Consider the following 16,622-nt stretch of genomic DNA (forward strand, 5'->3'; position numbering starts at 1 on the left):
GCCCTCATTCGATGATGTTGCCGCGCAGCATGAAGCGCGCATATGCGACGGTCGAAACGAAACCCAGCATCGCGATGATCATGGCCGCTTCAAAGAAAATCTCGGTCCCTTTCGACAGGCCATAAAGGATCATCAGGGCAATCGTGTTGATGACCATAGTATCCAGAGCCAGAACCCGGGTCCCAACGCCGTCTGCGGTGATGATCCGCCACAGACACATCATGATCGCCGCGCCGAAACAGGCAAATGCAAAGTAGATTGCGTATTCGATCATTCGAAAATCTCCTTCAGGCGACGTTCATAGCGCTGCTTGATTTCGTCGCGCACCTGATCCGGGTTTGGTGCATCAAGGCAATGAACCAGCAGATTGTGCCCCTGTGCCGACAGGTCGCAACTGACGGTGCCGGGTGTCATCGTGATGGTCCCGGCCAGCACGGTTATGGCCTCGGGTGTCCGAAGCTCCAGTGGAATGCACACCCAGTTGGGCCGCCGGTCTTCATTGCGTTTGAACAAGACGATGCGGGCCACGGTCACATTCGCGACGACAATATCCCACAGCACTACGATCATGTATTCGGCGACCATTGGCCAGTTGCGCAGCTTGGGCCTGTCGGGCCAGTAGGGTTGTGTGACAAAGGGAATGATGATCCCAAGGATCAGGCCAAAGACCAGAGAATTCAGCGACGGCTTGTTCGCCAGCAGGATCCAGACGATCGTCAACAAAATGGTCAGGTGAGGGTGCGGAAATATCCGGTGTAGCAGTTTCATCATTCGGCCCCTCCCAATACGGCAGAGATGTAGTTTTCAGGCGTGAACAGCTGCTCTGCGGTTTGGCTGGTATATTCCAGTGCAGGGCCCGCAAACAATGTCAGCAGGATCAGGCCGGCTACGGCGCCGAAAACGGCGGTAAAGGCAAGACCGGGTTGCGGTTCCGGTGCGACCGGTTCAGGGGCAGCCTCGTTTTCCGCGGGCATTTCTATTGGAACAGCCTGAGTGTCATGGCTTTTCCAGAAGATCAATGTCCCGGCTCTGGCCAGTCCGATAATTGTGACGAAAGAGCTGATCAGAATCACGGCCCAGACCATCGTGGCATCCGAAGCATCGCGCGAGGCGTCCAGCACAAGCAGCTTGCCAATAAAGCCGGACAAGGGCGGCATTCCCGCCATTGCAATCGCCCCCACGAAGAACAGTGCAGACACCAGCCCGCTTTGCGGCATGGGGGGCGTTGGTGCGATGGCCCCGCCCCGCCGCGCCATCACCAGATCGGCAACCAGGAACAGCAGGGCTGTCGCCAGCGTCGAATGGAACACATAGTACAGCGCTGCGGCTGTTGCGTCAGGCGTGAATTGCGAGATTGCGATCAACAGAGTGCCCATGGATGCAATCGCGCAGAACGCCACCATGCGGGCGATATGTTTTGACCCCAGAATGCCGATAGTCCCGACAGCCAAAGTGACAAGTGCAGCAGGTTGCAACCACTCACCCGCCAGACCCTCTGTCGCTGCGACATCGGGGCCAAAGGCCAGTGTGAACATCCGCAGAATCGAGTAAGCCCCGACCTTGGTCATGATTGCAAACAGGGCCGCAACGGGCATTGGCGCATTGGCATAGCTGGCAGGTAGCCAGAAATGCAGGGGCAGAACGGCGGCCTTGATGCAAAAGACCAAAAGCAAAAGGACCGCGCCAACCCGCAGCAATGCTGTATCCTCGGCCGGGATATCTGCAACCCGTAAGGCGATATCCGCCATGTTCAGTGTCCCGGTCACACCATAGATCGTGCCCAACGCAAACAGGAACAAGGTCGATCCCAACAGGTTGTAAGCCACATATTGCACACCCGCCTTCAACCGTACCGCACCGCCACCATGGGTCATCAGACCGTAAGAGGCGATCAGCAGAACTTCGAAAAACACGAAAAGGTTAAAGGCATCTCCGGTCAGAAATGCGCCGCAGACACCCATAAGCTGAAAATGGAACAGGGCGTGGAAGTGTTTGCCCCGATCATCCCAGCCCGAAGCTATTGCATAGAGGACAATCGGTAAGGCCAGCAGCGCGGTTAGCAGCACCATCATGGCCGACATTCGATCCAGTACCATGACAATGCCAAACGGGGCGGGCCAGTTTCCAAGCTCGTAAACCTGAATATCTCCGCCCGAAGCCTGCGCCGTGATTGTCAGCGCAATCCCAAGCAAGGCCACAACACCGGCAACGGAAAAGATGCGCTGCAGATCCAGATGGTATCGCAGGACCATGATGCTAAACGGAGCCAGGATCGCGGGCAGGACGATCGGCGCAACGATCCAGTGGTTCATGCGTCTTCTCCTGCTGCGTCCACGCTGTCCTGCGCTGTCATGTCGATATGGTCATCCTTGGAGGACAGGTACGCGCTGAGCGAAATCATCACGATCACCGCGGTCATCCCAAAAGATATCACAATTGCGGTCAGCACCAGCGCCTGTGGCAAAGGGTCGGTATAAGCGACGTCCTTGTATTTGTTCAGAACCGGGGGGGCGTTCAGCGCAAGACGCCCGGTCGCGAACAGGAACACGTTGACTGCGTAAGTGATCAGCGACAGGCCCAGAATGACCGGAAACGTCCGGCGGCGCAGGATCAGGAATATTCCGGCAGCGGTCAAGATACCTACGGCAGAGGCTACGAGCGCTTCCATCAGGCCTGCTCCTTCTCTTGTTCTTTTTCCGGTGGAGAGTCCCGCAGGGGATTGATATCCATCGGGAATTCCTGTGCCATTCCGGGCTGCCACGCAAAGCGGGACAGGCTGTCGAGTGCCAGCATGACCGCACCCAGAACCGCAAGGAACACGCCCGTGTCAAACAGCATGGCGGTGGCCCATTCGAATTCCTCAAGCGGGGGCCAGTGGAGATAGCCAAAATCGCTGGTCAGGAAGGGGCGTTCATTGAACCAGGCCCCCAGACCCGTGGCGGCGGCGATCAGCACGCCCCAGCCAATGGTGCCGTGGTAATAAAACCGCTGCCGCTCGATCGCCCAAGTATAGCCGCTGGCCATGTATTGCATCAGATAGGCGATGGCGACGATCAGTCCCGCGATAAATCCGCCGCCCGGCTGGTTGTGCCCACGGAAGAAAATATAAGCCCCGACCATCAGCGCAATCGGCATCATCACGCGGGTCGCCACAACCATCATCAGCGGGTGTGAATCACCGGACTGCGGCCAGTGCGGTTTGCGATTCAGCAGGTAACTGCGGACATTGGTGCTTAGCACGGATTCCGTCAGCGCAAAGATAATCAGCGCGGCAATGCCCAGCACGATGATCTCGCCAAACGTATCAAAACCCCGGAAGTCGACGAGGATCACGTTGACCACATTGGTGCCGCCACCGCCCTTGTAGGAATTGGCCAGATGGAATTCTGAAATCGTTGGGAATGCAAAATCGCGCATCATCATCGCGTAAACCAGCGCGCCAGTACCAAGACCGGCAATGACGGAAATCGCGGCATCCCGCCATCGCCGTGCCGCGCTGCTGTCCCATGGCGTCTCGGTCGGCAGGAAGTTCAGCGACAGCAACAAAAGGATCATCGTTACCACCTCGACCGAGATTTGCGTCAGGGCAAGGTCAGGAGCGGAAAGATAGTTGAACGCGATGGAAACGATCAGGCCCACGACGCCGATCAGCACCAGCGACAACAGGCGGTTCCGGTGGAACCACATGATACCAAGCGTTGCGCCCACCAGACAAATCCAGCCGATGATCGGAATGATCTGCGCTGGCAGCGGAACGCGGGTTTCCACGCCGATGGTTCCTGTCGAATAGGCGTAATAACCAAGGCCCACGGTGAAAGCGACGAAGATGATCGCATAGCGGCTGAGAACACCGTTATGCATTTCATCGGTGATCCAGCGGCTTAATCTGGTCAGCGCGTCGATGATAGCCTCAAAGATTACCTTGGCCTCGGGCCGGGGCAGGGCATTCCAGACCTGCTCGCCGCGTTTGTGCAGCGCCAGCAGGAAAAGGCCGCCCAATGTCGCAACAACCGACATGTAAAGTGCGGGCGTGAAGCCATGCCACAGTTTGAGCGAGTAATACGGCAGCTTCTCGCCGCCTATCACCGCGCTGGAAACCACGGCGATCAGGGGGCCAACGATCGCGGCGGAATTCAGACCGATCAGGACGACCAGTACAACCAGCAGTGCGGGCGCCAGCCACAGCCCGACAGGCGGGTCATGCGGATGGCTGGGATAGTCTTCTCGCTTGGGTCCAAGGAAAACATGGCTGACGAAGCGGAAAGAATAAGCGGCCGAGAACAGCGCCGCCAAAAGTGCCAGCCCCGGAACCAGATAATGTGAATGCAACCAAGTGGTGTGAACGGTCTCTTCCAGCATCATCTCTTTCGACAAAAAGCCGTTCAGCGGCGGCAGACCCGCCATGGACAGGGCCGCGATGGTGCCGATGGTGAAGGTGATCGGCATCAGGTGACGCAGACCCCCCAGCCGTTTCAGGTTCCGCGTGCCGGTTTCGTGATCCACGATCCCGGCGGTCATGAACAGGGCGGCCTTGAAGGTCGCATGGTTGATTATGTGGAAAATGGCGGCCACGGCGGCAATTTTAGTGCCAAAGCCCAATAGCATGGTGATCAGGCCCAGATGGGATACAGTCGAAAAGGCCAGCAACGCCTTTAGATCATCCTTGAACAGCGCGATGACCGCACCCAGCAGCATGGTGATCAGACCAGTCGTGGCCACGATGTAGAACCACGCATCTGTTCCTGCCAGAACAGGCCACATCCGCGCCATCAGGAACAGACCGGCTTTCACCATGGTGGCCGAGTGCAGATAGGCAGACACCGGCGTCGGCGCGGCCATTGCGTGGGGCAGCCAGAAGTGAAACGGGAACTGTGCCGACTTGGTGAAGGCGCCCAGCAGGATCAGGATCAACGCTGGCAGGTAGTAGGGGGACGCCTGGATCAGCTCCTTGTTCTGCAAAATGACACTCAGGTCATAGGATCCAACGATATTGCCGAGGATCAGCATCCCGGCGATCATCGCCAACCCGCCCGAGCCGGTGACGGCCAAAGCCATGCGCGCGCCCTGACGGCCATCGGGCAGGTGTTTCCAATAGCCGATCAGCAGGAATGAGCTGAGCGATGTAAGTTCCCAGAAAACAATCAAAAGTAGGATATTGTCGGACAGGACAATACCAACCATCGCCCCCTGAAACAGCAGCAGATAGGTATAGAACTGCCCCATCGGATCTTCGCGCGACAGGTAGAACCGTGCGTAGAGGATGATGAGCAATCCAATGCCAAGGATCAGCAAGGCGAAAAGAAATCCCAGCCCGTCCAGCATGAAATTCGCGTTCAGGCCCAACCTCGGTATCCAGTCAAACCGGGCAGTCACGACGTCTCCGCGCATTACCGAAGGGATGTGGATCAGCAGCCCCATCAGGGCCAGAAATGTGGTCAACCCGGCTGCGGATGCGGCGGCATTTCGGCCCGCGCGGATCAGCAGTGCGGGAAATACAGCACCAAGGAAGGGAAGGGCCGCAATAAGGAATAGGGACAAGTGCGATACTCCGGTCTGGGCGGTCAGGGTGAGGTCAATTTTGTAAGGATATTTTGCCGACTGTCCAGAGATGGCAACTTTTTAACGAGCTGAAATGGATCACCAAGGTATTGGCGGCGCAGCGCATTAATGACGCGATCTTGATCTGCGAGCTGTCTTTCACCGCGCAACCTGCTGTTTGGTTGTGATAGAAACAGCACCAGCGAACAGGAGGCTGAGGTGTGGCCGAAAAAATGAACCGATCCCGACGGTGGGTAGTGATTGGCGTCGGTGCCGCGATTGCTGCCGGGTTTGCGATCAGGCAATACAGACTGATCCCCGAGGATCACAGCGGCGGCCGGATCAGTGTGGCCGACGCCCATGAGCAGGCTGTGGACGGGCGCGTTCTGCTGGTTGATATCCGCACACCGCGCGAGTGGCGCGCCTCGGGAATTGGCGAGGGCGCGGTACCGCTGGATATGCGGCGCGAGGATTTCGTCGACGTTCTGACACAAATGACCGGTGGTGATCAGGCTGTTCCCGTGGCGCTGATTTGCGCCCGAGGGGTGCGGTCCGCGCGCCTCAGCAATCGTTTGATTGAAGCCGGATTCACAAATATCATCGACGTACCCGAGGGAATGTTGGGCTCGGCGGCCGGGCCGGGATGGGTAAGGGCCGGTTTGCCGGTTCGCAGATTCATTGAGGATGCGGGATGATCAGGGAAATCAGTCTTGCAGCAATCTTTGCCTTTGTCGCGCAGACGGTCCAGGCGGGCTGCGCCGATCAACAGAGCGTTTGCGAGACGCCGATGGGCGCGTATCACATCGAATTGCCCGACACAGAAAACCCGCCATTGGTGGTGTTCCTGCACGGGTATGGCGGCAGTGGTTCAGGCACGATGCGAAATCGCGGGATGGTCGAACCTCTGCTGGCGCGGGGTTATGCTGTCATGGCTCCGGAAGGCTTGGAGAGGCCCGACCGTGGTGGCACAAAAAGCTGGAATTTCTATCCCGGTTTTGGCGAACGGGATGAAACCGCCTTTCTGTCTGAAGTGGTTCAGGACGCGGTAAACCGCTTTGGTATCGACACCGACCGGGTCATGCTGGGCGGGTTTTCGGCTGGTGGTTTTATGGTCAACTATCTGGCCTGCAAGGCACCCGAGACATTTTCGGCATATGTTCCGGTGTCCGGGGGATTCTGGCGGCCGCACCCAGAAACCTGCAAGGGTCCGATCCGGATGTTGCATACCCACGGCTGGACCGACAACGTGGTTCCGCTTGAGGGGCGCTTGCTGGGCGGTGGCCGGTTTCAGCAGGGGGACATCTATGCCGGGCTCGAAATCTGGCGCGAGGCAAATGGCTGCGTCGATCACAAACCGGCTGGGTTCAGCACAACAGGAAAATTCATGCGCCGCCGCTGGACTGCCTGTGCCAAAGGCAGCGCGCTGGAGTTTGCCTTGTTTCCGGGCGGTCATACAGTTCCAGCCGGCTGGGCCGATATGGTCGTGGATTGGTACGAAGGGCTTCCAGGCAGTTGATCACTCTGCCGGGGTCATCTTGATCTTGCCTTCAACCAGTTGTTTCAGCTCGGCCCGGTAACGGCGGGCCGACCGGGTGATGGAAGGTTCGCGGAAATCCTCGCGCATCCCGACCATCCGGCGTGCGGCACCGGCCGAAACACCGCTGAGTGCTGATAGTGGGATGGCCAAAGCGAGACTGATGGCGATCGGAGCCAGCCAGATCGAGACCAGCCCGGACAGGATACCAACACTCAAGGCCATGCCACTGACGGTTTCCAATGCGTGACACAGGATCAGCGTGCGCAATCCGTAACTGCCACCGTCGCGTGATTGAGGCGACCAGCCCCGCTGAATGCCAAGCGCTGTCCGGAACACGGCGATCATCTGTTGCACCATCAGTATTGGCGCATACAGGATTGACAGAATGACCTCGGCCAGAAACGAGGTCAGGAACTTGAGGCCGCCTCCGAATTCGGAGTAGCGCACACCGCTTAACGGCAAAGCCAGAACTCCCAGCACCTTGGGTGCCAGCAGCATTGCATACATCACGAGAATGATCAGAACGTGCCGGGTTTCAGACATTTCCGGCCATTGCGGGAACAGCGGATTATCGGGGCTGAAGTAGTGCAGGACAGACGCGTCTTTGCCCTGACCGATCAGTGCCCACATCAACAGCAGCGCAAACCACAGCGGTGACATCAAGTACCCAACGGCACCGTGGAACATGTGAAAACGCGAGACGGCCCGGAATCCGGTCGAGCCCAGCAGTTTCAGGTGTTGCAGGTTGCCCTGGCACCAACGCCGATCCCGCATCGCATGATCGATCAGTGTGGGGGGTGTTTCCTCGTAAGATCCCCGAATGCGTGGCAGGAACCGCACCGCCCATCCGGCACGGCGCAGCAATCCGGCCTCGACGAAATCATGGCTCATGATCAGCTTGTCCTGACCATTGAGCGCACGCAGCTTGGGCAGTCCGGCACTGGTGGCGAAAGCCTTGGTGCGGATAATTGCGTTGTGGCCCCAATAATTGCCCTCTTGCCCGCACCAGCGCGCCAATCCTTCGGCAAAGGCGATGCCATAGACTCCATTTGCAAATTGTTGCATCCGGGCAAAAACCGATTGCGCGCCGATCAGTTGCGGATAGCTCTGGATCAGCCCGGCACCGGGATCACGCGCCAGCGCATCGGTCAGCCGAAGTATGGCGCGACCTGTCATCAGGCTGTCCGCATCCAGAACCAGCATCGCGTCCCAATCTGCGCCCCAGCGACTGACCCAGTCGGCGATGTTACCCACCTTGCGGTCGGTGTTTAGCTCGCGACGGCGGTAATACAACTCCAGCCCCGGGGCGAGCGTGGTGCGCAGGGCTTCGACGCTGGCCTGTTCCTGCGCCGCGATTTCAGGATCGCGCGTGTCGGACAGGATGAACATGGCATAGTGATGCTGCCCACCGCGTGCCTGCAAATCCTCAAGCATGGTGCGGGCGTTGCCCAGCACGTTCCATGGCACTTCGTTGTATACCGGTGTCAAAAGGGCCACGCGCAGGGGCTGTGCTGTGCGCTTGCGCTGCGGACGATCCTGTCGCGACAGCGACACCATACCCAGCAGAACGGTGCAGACCGTGAATGAAATCCAAAAGAAGTTGAACGAGATAAGCGCCAACAGGATGCCCTCGATCAGATTGATCCCCTGGGCGCTGAACCAGTCGCTCATGATCCATAGCAGGCCCAATGTCGCCACCATCGCCGGTGAAAACGCAAGCGCGCGCCAAAATCCAGTCGCACCCGTGTCTGTGCCCGACGGGGCATCGGCATCGTGGAACCCTACGCTGAAATTCTGCGCGGGCATCGCCAGAGGTGCTTCAGGCGGCATGATATGCAGATCGCGGTTCATATGGTCCATCGGTAAAGCCACACCTCAGAGGCGGGCTGTTTGTCTTTCAGCAGCTGCGCGCGCAATTCAACATGATCGCGCTCTTCAGGTTGGAACGAAAACGCCAGACGCAACCCACCCGTATCCGGGTTGCGTTGCAGAACACCGTCCGAGGTTTCGGCATGAGGGGAATCCACGAAGACACTGATCGTCTCGATATCATCGAACAATTCGCTGCCTTCGAAATCGACGACAACCAAACGCCCCTCACCAAAGGTATTTTCGCCCATGGCGGTGTTGGTCACCCGTGGCATCGGAGTGCGCTGAGGCTCCTCACCCCAGATCAGGCGATAGGACAGGTCAACCCTGCTACCTGCCGCGTAGGGTTCAGCCGGACGCCAATAGGCGACGATGTTGTCGTAGATTTCCTGATCTGCCGGTATCTCGACCAGTGTAACGGTGCCCTTGCCCCACTCTTCCTTAGGCTCGACCCACAGGCCCGGGCGTTTGTGATAATTCGCCTCAAGGTCGGCATAGTCCGAGAACTCGCGCTTACGCTGCATCAGCCCGAAACCACGTGGGTTAGTATCAACGAAGGAGGAAACCTGTAGGCGGGTTGGATTTGCCAAGGGACGCCAGAGAACCTCGCCCGCGCCATTGCGGATTAGCAACCCGTCACTGTCATGGACGGCCGGACGGAAATCGTCGAACCGGCTGTGGTTGGTCTGGTCGAACAGGAACATCGAGGTGCCCGGCGCTATGCCCACATGGGGCAGGTCAACACGCGGAAACAGCGTGGCCTCGACATCGATAATGCAATCCGCTCCGGCCGTGACATCGAACCGATAAGCACCGGTCACGCTGGGACTGTCCATCAGCGCATGTACAACCATATTCCGTTGGCCGGGCATGGGGCGTTCCAGCCAAAAACGAGTAAACTCGGGGAATTCCTCGCCATCTGGATCGCCGGTTTTCAGGGCCAGTCCGCGGGCCGACAGGCCATAAACCTCATGCAGGCCAATTGCGCGGAAATAGCTGGCGCCCTGCCAGACGCAGAATTCATCCGTTTTGCCGGGGCGGTGCATCTCTGTCCGCAGTCGCAGGCCTGAAAAGCCCAGAGTCTCGTCGATGGGCAATTGCGGCACATCATCGGATTTGTCGAACATCCCCAGATCGAAATCGACCGGTGTGGTCATGCCGTTTTCGACCGTTTCCACCTTGACGGTCCGGGGGAAATAAAGGCCCGGTGTGAAGAAATCGACGTTAAACGGCGTTTCGGTCTCGTACCACAACGCGCGGTCCAGTCGAAAACGGATCGAGCGATATTGTTCGTAGGTCAGATCCTGCCATTCCTGAGGGACCATTTCGCGTTCCGCATAGGGACGGCTGGCAAGATCGCGGGCCAGTTCGATCACGTGGCCACGGTCAAATGGAACGGTGCCCCCGGTCGCATAGGCCGATGGGGCAAAGGCCAAAGCTGTCGTCGAAACGAGGAATGCGCGACGGGTGAAATTCATCTCTTCAATTTCCAGGGTTGAGACTTGAACCAAGCTGCCAGATAAGCCACGCCAATGATCATGGCAAAGCCAATTATGTTGGCGACAAAGACGGTGGCAACATCCCGCCCAGCTTGATCGAGGGCAACGCCGATAAGTCGCGCTGCTGCCATGGAAAATACAAAGACCGCAAGGGATTGCTGGCCGACTTTGGTGATGACCGTCAGCAGGAACTGCCAGGCACGCGCGCCTAAACCGTGACCCGTCGCTATCAGGCGGTGACCATGTTCGCCTGCCGCAACCCAGCCCAGATAGGCCAGTGACAGGAAATGGACATACCTCAGCAGGCCAAACTCGGTCTTGCCGCGCAACTCTTCGGTCAATGGCCAGCTCTTGCGGATCACAGCGCCCAGCTCAGGTGCAGCAGTGTTAACCCAGATAAAGACTTTCCACGATCCGAATGGTGCTGAAAGGATCAGGAACAAGGCAGCCGCCCAGACCAGGGTTTTCGATACCGGTGGAGCGGGAATCCAGCCGCGCATCAAGGCAAATCCGGTGAAGAACAGCAATTGCCAGCCAAACGGGTTGAAGAACCATTGCCGATCCGACCAAGGCTCGGCTGGAAGGGCCAGCGCGCCGGTCTGGGTGATGCACCAGATGGTCACAGATGCAGCTGCCATCAGCCAGAAACTGATACGGTACAGCGCGATGTAGAGTGGCATCAGCGCCAGTACCACCAGATACATTGGCAGGATGTCAAAGTAGTTCGGTACATAAGTCAGGGTAAAGATTCCCACCATCTGAGGGGCGGGATCATCGAAGAGATGCTGAAGATTCAGCGACGAGACATAGGTTTTCTCGAACGCACCGGTCAGATCCAGCGCGGCCATTGTCATGGCGACGAAGAAGAACAGGGCAATATGGGCCCAATAAACCTGCCAGATGCGATAGGCCACACGGGCCGTGCCCATCCACCAGCCCTTGTGCAGGAACGCCCCGCCAAAGGCGATGGCCGAGGCCATGCCCGAACAGAACACGAAGATCTCGGTTGCGTCCGAGTACCCAAAGCGCGCCGGGATCCAATTCGCCCAGGGATCATTAGGAATGTGGGCGATCAGGATGATGAACATCGCGATGCCGCGATAGAAATCCAGTCGCGGGTCACGCGTGCGGGCGGGTGCCGCAGCCGGGGCTGCGACGGGTGCAAAATCAGCAGCGGGCGATATGGTCGCCATACGGTCTCTGTCCTTTTTGGTCGTCTTGTTATTCGGCGGGGACGCTTTGCATGTCTCCGCCGTCACGGGCCGCATCAATCAGGGCGCGGCGCGCGATGGCATAATTGTCTTCTCCCCCGGCGCGCTTGGCGCGACGGTCGTCCAGAATGCGTTCAACGGCATCGAGACGACCGGCCCGAAGCCCGGAATCGATGGTAATGCGTTCAAATACATCACGTTGCGCGTGGCTGCCACCAGCCAGTTGCATCGAACCGCGCGCTGCCAACAGGTGATCAAATGCCGTGCCATAATGGCCGTCACCAAAGGCTTCAAGACCCATGGCGGCCGCGACACCGGGATCGGCCATACGGCGGGTGGTATCGTCATTGGCGCGTGCTGCATCTTTGTTGAGGCGGGTCAGCATCTTGGCGGTGGCATCAGCGCGGTTGTCACCGGTCAGCGCAAGCAGATAATGCAGATCCGCAAAGATCAGGCAGCCGTCTTCGGTGCGCGCAGCACTCAGGTCAGCCAGTTCTTCCCAGCGATTTCCGACGTTTACGCCTTCTAGTTCAAGCCGCATCAGCAACGAAGTTCCGTTTGAGATGTCGCGGTAATCGTCGGTTTTGTCCTTGCGGACGTGATTGTCATACAGGTCCATCACCTGATCGACCTGACCAAGATCCAGATGCATCAGGGCCTTGTGCCACCAGACGTGATAGCGGAAGTTGTTGCAATGGGCCCAGGCCGCCTCGCGCCCGGCCAGCCAGTCAAGGCCCAGCTGCGCGTTGCCGGTCATTTCATGGACATGGGCCACCGCGTGCAGACCCCAGGCATCGTCGGACACCATCCAAAGCGCCTGACGTCCTGCGATTTCGGCCTTTTCATAAGCTCCGGTTTCTTCCAGCGCGAAGGAATGGCAGCCCAGCAGATAACCCCGACCGGGGTGATCGGGTTCATATGCAGGCATCACCCGTTCGATCGAACGGCGCATTCCGTCCGGATCGCCCAGAACGAAACGGGTCGCGTGGCTGAGTTTCATCGCCAACGTATCCTGCGGATGATCGCGCAGGACCGCTTCGAACTTTTGCACCGCCTGTGTCAGTTGGCCCGCCAGATACAGCCCCAAAGCATCGACAAACAGCCGCTCGCGCGCCGAGACGGGCTGTCGTTTCATCGCAGCATTGGCAGCCGCCAAAGCCTCGACTGCAACCGCCATCATCTCGCGCCGACCGAGAAGGGCCATGAACAGGCCTTTAACGGCATGGCCCAAAGCAAAATCGGGCTCAAGCTCCAGCACTTTGCCCAGATGTTGGGGCGTAACCGCGGCATGTGCCATGAACCCAAGCAGAACACCATTCCAGGCTTCGACAGCTTCCGGCTGCGCCAAGGTGTTCATCTGTCCAAAAACGTCTTGTTTCATACTTGGGTCCAATCTGATTGCGGTATTTGACACTGTTTGATGTAACAGAGTGTGCGAGAGCGGCGTATCAGTATCGACCCCGCTCTCGAATTGGTGAAATGTCGTGTGTGAAAAAGTCGAAAAAATCCGCCGATTCAAAGGCATGTTTCAGCAACTTGCCGCCTAGTTGTGCAAGTGTTTCAATCGTCGAACGGGTTTTCAGCGTTTAATACCCAGTCAGTGTCCGCCCCGCAGGTGGGTGGTGCGCTGCGATATGTTACAGGCGTACGTGACAGGTTAAGGGGATTCCCGATCAGGTTCACCTTACCGGGCTGGGCCTGCATCGAAATCTGCATATTTCGTGCTGCTACCTGTTCCGTGTCAAAAACCTGATCCAGCGTCTGGACCGGACCAACAGGCACTTTCACGTCTTCAAGACCGGAAATTACGGATCGCGTATCCAGCCGTTGAACAGCCGGCCGAAGAATGGCGTTCAGCGCATCACGGTGTTCCAGTCGCGCCGGGTTGGTCACGAATCTGGGGTCGTCGGCAAGTTCGGGTTGTCCCAGGAAACCGCACAGTTTTTTGAATTGGCCATCATTTCCAACCGCCAGAATGACATGCCCATCGGATGTCTCGTAAACGTCATAAGGCACGATATTGGGGTGCCCGTTTCCGCGGCGTTGCGGAACGTTGCCAGAAGTCAGGTAATTGACGCCCTCGTTGATCAGCCATGCGATCTGAGAATCAACCAGTGCCAGATCGACCTGCTGACCTTCACCGGTCAGGTCGCGGTGGCGCAGTGCGGCCAGAATACCAACGCTCGCATACATTCCGCACATCACATCAGCGATTCCGACCCCCACTTTCGTTGGCGCGCCTTCCGGGTCGCCGGTCAGGGACATGATCCCTCCATAGCCTTGCGCCATCAGGTCATAGCCGGGCTTGCTGGCATTTGGTCCGGTTTGGCCGTAACCCGAAATCGAGCAGTAAACGAGGCTGGGGAACTCCTGCGACAGGGTGGCATAGTCCAGCCCGTATTTCGCCAGACCGCCGGGTTTGAAATTCTCGATCAGAATATCCGCGTGTGAGGCCAGCCGCCGAATTTCCGCCTGACCTTTCTCAGTCGCGATATCCAGCGCCACGGATTTCTTGTTTCGGTTCGCTGACATGAAATAGGCGCTCAGGTCCGAGCGGTTGCCGTCGGCATCGGTGACATAGGGCGGACCCCATTGCCGTGTGTCGTCGCCGCCGGTGGCAGGGTTTTCGATCTTGATGACGCTTGCGCCCAGATCACCCAGCAACTGCGTGCAGGTCGGCCCGGCCAGAATACGGCTGAGGTCCAGAACCTTGACGCCCTTCAGCGGGCCCTCAGATGCGGCCATCGTATCCTCCACGGTCGATTTCAGCGGCGATGACGGTAAATGTCTCGGCCTTTACAGCTGCTTCAAGTGCTGCACGCAACTCTGCCCGGTTGCGGACAGTGTGGCCGTTCCCACCAAATGCACGGCCCATGGCGGCGAAGTCATGGTGGCCGAAATCCACGCCATTCTTACCCATCTGCCGCTGCCGCTGTTTCAACTCGATAAGGGCAAGGCTGGCATCTACGAAGACAAGAAAGATCGAATTGCCACCCATTTCGGCCGCCGTCGACAATTCACCGGCGACCATCAGAAACCCGGCATCACCCGAAAAGCTGATCACCGGGCGGTCAGGCGCGGCCAGTTTTAGACCAATGGCCATTGGAACAGCGCAGCCCATGGTGCAGAGCGCCGAGGATTGGATCAGCCCACGTTCTTCGCTGCATTCCCACATCTGGCTCAGCAGAATGCGATGCGCGCCGCTGTCGGCGGTTGCCAGCGTTTCGGGGGGCAGAGTAGCGCGCGTTTCGGCGATGACCGCTGCGGGTCCCCATTCCTCATCGGTGGGAAAGGCCTGTGCCAGTGCGGTTTTGACCTGTGGGGGCTCACCACCCGGCCAGGTCGTGCGGGCAGGGTTTCCCTTGGCAATGGCCTCCAGCGTCTCGCCCGTGTCAGCCACCAGATTAAGACCCGCCTGATGCATGTAGTGGTCATTGATCACCGCTGATATGTCGATGACGCGCTTTTCTTCGGGGTCCCAGATTTCGCGCCAGCCGGGGCGCATTTCGATCGGGTCATACCCCAGACACAGCACCAGATCGGCTTGTTCGACCAATGGGACAAGGTGCTTGTCTGCCGAAGGCGACAGGCCAGCGCCGCCCAAACACAAAGGGTGATCTTCGGGAACAACACCCTTGGCCTTGTAGGTTGTCACAAATGGAATTCCGAAATGTTCCAAAAACGCCTGCACCACACTGCGCGAGTCGTCATAGAGAACATCGAGACCGATAATGGCGATGGGTCGCTCGGCCTCAGCCACCCAGCGCCGGGCTTTTTCAAGGCATTCACCATTGGGACTGACAGGCGCGACCTTGGCCAGGCGGCGGCGTTTTTTACCCGTCACCGGCGTGTCGGCGACCGAGATCGGGACATCAATATGAACCGGCCCCGGTCGCGGCTGCGTGGCCAGCGACACCGCCTTGTCTGCGATGATATCCGCACCCTTGGCCGTCAGGGTAAACGTGCCCTTGGTGATGGAACGGTAAACCTGGCTGTGGTCCATAACCTGATGGGTATAGGTCAGCGCTTCGTCCGCATCGACACAACCGGTCAGAACGATCATCGGAACACGGTCCTGCAACGCATTGGCCACCACGTTGATGCCGTTCATCGCGCCGGGACCCAAAGTGGCGACCAGAATCGCAGGCGCGCCGTCGCGGTGATGCACGGCCTCGGCCATGAATCCGGCCGAGTTTTCATGTTTTGTCAGATGAAAGGTGATGCCCGCCTTCTCAAGCGCATCCACCAGTGTCAGCACCTCACCCCCCGGCATTCCAAAGGCGTGGCGGCACCCCGCTTCATACAGGCGTTGGGCCAGAAGATCGGCGGCGCGCGGCGTGGGGTCCTGCATCAGTCATGCTCCGAGATAACCGTTTCGAAGCAGATTGCGGAGGACGCCACCAGACGCAAGGCGGATCACGTCAGTGTGACTATTTGACTGCGTCTTCAGCGACAGATTGAAAGGTTTTATCAAGTTCTGCAGCAATGTCCTGCAAGGCTTGTCCGCCTTCCGCCATGTAAGGGTCAAACACGAAACTGGGGGTCTTGTAAGACAGGGTTGCGGTTCCGTCCTCGTTCTCGGTGACATAGAAACGGATCGGTGCTTCGATCATCGCATTGGTAGAGGTTTCCAGCACCCTTACCGCGTAATCGTTGTTGAACGCGCCAATAACCAGATTGCCCGGAATGGTGATTCCGCGCGCCGCAGCAGCCTTGGTGGGTCCAGCCTGCGTCACCACTATCAATCCGTTGTCCTTGATCGCAGCCTTGGTTGCATCGACCAGTTCCGAGTAGGTCTTGTCCGCGGGAAACACGGTCCAACCGGTTGGGGCGTCCTGTGCCCAAACGGGTAAAGCGATCAGGCAGAGCAAGGGAATGAGGGCTTTCATTGTCACGTATCCTGTATTGAGGTGCAACCTGTGTGCCAGACCTGACCGACCCGCGACATCACAAACCCGTGTTCATGTG

At 58.4% G+C, this 16,622-nt stretch carries 14 protein-coding genes; 2 read left to right on the forward strand and 12 right to left on the reverse strand.

What is annotated here, in order from left to right; genetic code table 11:
• Positions 1-4 precede the first annotated feature (4 nt).
• Genes ACR0AP_RS00180 through ACR0AP_RS00200 form a run of 5 tightly spaced genes read right to left on the reverse strand, consistent with a single transcriptional unit; the run spans position 5 to position 5,538 of the window.
• A complete protein-coding gene (locus tag ACR0AP_RS00180) occupies positions 5-274 on the reverse strand; it encodes a K+/H+ antiporter subunit F (RefSeq protein ID WP_209503286.1) in 270 nt (89 codons plus the stop codon).
• The gene (locus ACR0AP_RS00185) at positions 271-768 is read right to left on the reverse strand and encodes a Na+/H+ antiporter subunit E (protein ID WP_209504851.1); all 498 of its coding nucleotides are present in this window, start codon (positions 766-768) and stop codon (positions 271-273) included. Before ACR0AP_RS00185 ends, ACR0AP_RS00180 begins: the two co-directional genes overlap by 4 nt.
• Positions 768-2,312, reverse strand: coding sequence for a monovalent cation/H+ antiporter subunit D (locus ACR0AP_RS00190; protein ID WP_480504542.1), 1,545 nt, complete (start codon positions 2,310-2,312; stop codon positions 768-770). The genes ACR0AP_RS00185 and ACR0AP_RS00190 overlap by 1 nt, the downstream gene beginning before the upstream one ends.
• Entirely contained in the window at positions 2,309-2,668 is a 360-nt protein-coding gene (locus ACR0AP_RS00195) for a Na+/H+ antiporter subunit C (protein WP_209503290.1), read from the reverse strand. The genes ACR0AP_RS00190 and ACR0AP_RS00195 overlap by 4 nt, the downstream gene beginning before the upstream one ends.
• Complete coding sequence (locus tag ACR0AP_RS00200; RefSeq protein WP_480504543.1) at positions 2,668-5,538, reverse strand: monovalent cation/H+ antiporter subunit A; 2,871 nt, start codon at positions 5,536-5,538, stop codon at positions 2,668-2,670. Before ACR0AP_RS00200 ends, ACR0AP_RS00195 begins: the two co-directional genes overlap by 1 nt.
• A 233-nt stretch (positions 5,539-5,771) precedes the next feature.
• On the opposite strand from ACR0AP_RS00200, the gene ACR0AP_RS00205 reads away from it, so the two are divergent.
• Together ACR0AP_RS00205 and ACR0AP_RS00210 are read left to right on the forward strand one after the other, a co-directional pair.
• Positions 5,772-6,233 carry a rhodanese-like domain-containing protein gene (locus tag ACR0AP_RS00205; RefSeq protein ID WP_480505780.1) on the forward strand — a complete coding sequence of 154 codons (462 nt, stop codon included), beginning with the start codon at positions 5,772-5,774 and terminating at the stop codon, positions 6,231-6,233.
• On the forward strand, positions 6,230-7,054 hold the full coding sequence (locus ACR0AP_RS00210; RefSeq protein WP_209503293.1) for a CE1 family esterase: 825 nt from the start codon (positions 6,230-6,232) through the stop codon (positions 7,052-7,054). The genes ACR0AP_RS00205 and ACR0AP_RS00210 overlap by 4 nt, the downstream gene beginning before the upstream one ends.
• On the opposite strand, the gene mdoH is transcribed toward ACR0AP_RS00210, so the two are convergent.
• From mdoH to ACR0AP_RS00245, 7 genes are all read right to left on the reverse strand, one after another.
• Entirely contained in the window at positions 7,055-8,926 is a 1,872-nt protein-coding gene (mdoH, locus tag ACR0AP_RS00215) for a glucans biosynthesis glucosyltransferase MdoH (protein WP_480505782.1), read from the reverse strand.
• The gene (locus tag ACR0AP_RS00220; RefSeq protein ID WP_480504546.1) at positions 8,923-10,422 is read right to left on the reverse strand and encodes an OpgD/OpgG family glucan biosynthesis protein; all 1,500 of its coding nucleotides are present in this window, start codon (positions 10,420-10,422) and stop codon (positions 8,923-8,925) included. Before ACR0AP_RS00220 ends, mdoH begins: the two co-directional genes overlap by 4 nt.
• On the reverse strand, positions 10,419-11,636 hold the full coding sequence (locus tag ACR0AP_RS00225; RefSeq protein WP_480504547.1) for an OpgC family protein: 1,218 nt from the start codon (positions 11,634-11,636) through the stop codon (positions 10,419-10,421). The genes ACR0AP_RS00220 and ACR0AP_RS00225 overlap by 4 nt, the downstream gene beginning before the upstream one ends.
• 28 nt (positions 11,637-11,664) lie before the next feature.
• A complete protein-coding gene (locus ACR0AP_RS00230; protein ID WP_480504549.1) occupies positions 11,665-13,035 on the reverse strand; it encodes a tetratricopeptide repeat protein in 1,371 nt (456 codons plus the stop codon).
• 179 nt (positions 13,036-13,214) lie between these two features.
• Entirely contained in the window at positions 13,215-14,399 is a 1,185-nt protein-coding gene (locus ACR0AP_RS00235) for a CaiB/BaiF CoA transferase family protein (protein WP_480504551.1), read from the reverse strand.
• Positions 14,386-16,005, reverse strand: coding sequence for a thiamine pyrophosphate-binding protein (locus tag ACR0AP_RS00240; protein WP_480504552.1), 1,620 nt, complete (start codon positions 16,003-16,005; stop codon positions 14,386-14,388). Before ACR0AP_RS00240 ends, ACR0AP_RS00235 begins: the two co-directional genes overlap by 14 nt.
• 79 nt (positions 16,006-16,084) lie before the next feature.
• On the reverse strand, positions 16,085-16,543 hold the full coding sequence (locus tag ACR0AP_RS00245) for a DUF302 domain-containing protein (protein WP_480504554.1): 459 nt from the start codon (positions 16,541-16,543) through the stop codon (positions 16,085-16,087).
• Between the last annotated feature and the right edge of the window lie 79 nt (positions 16,544-16,622).

Source organism: Ruegeria sp. AF7 (assembly GCF_056541885.1).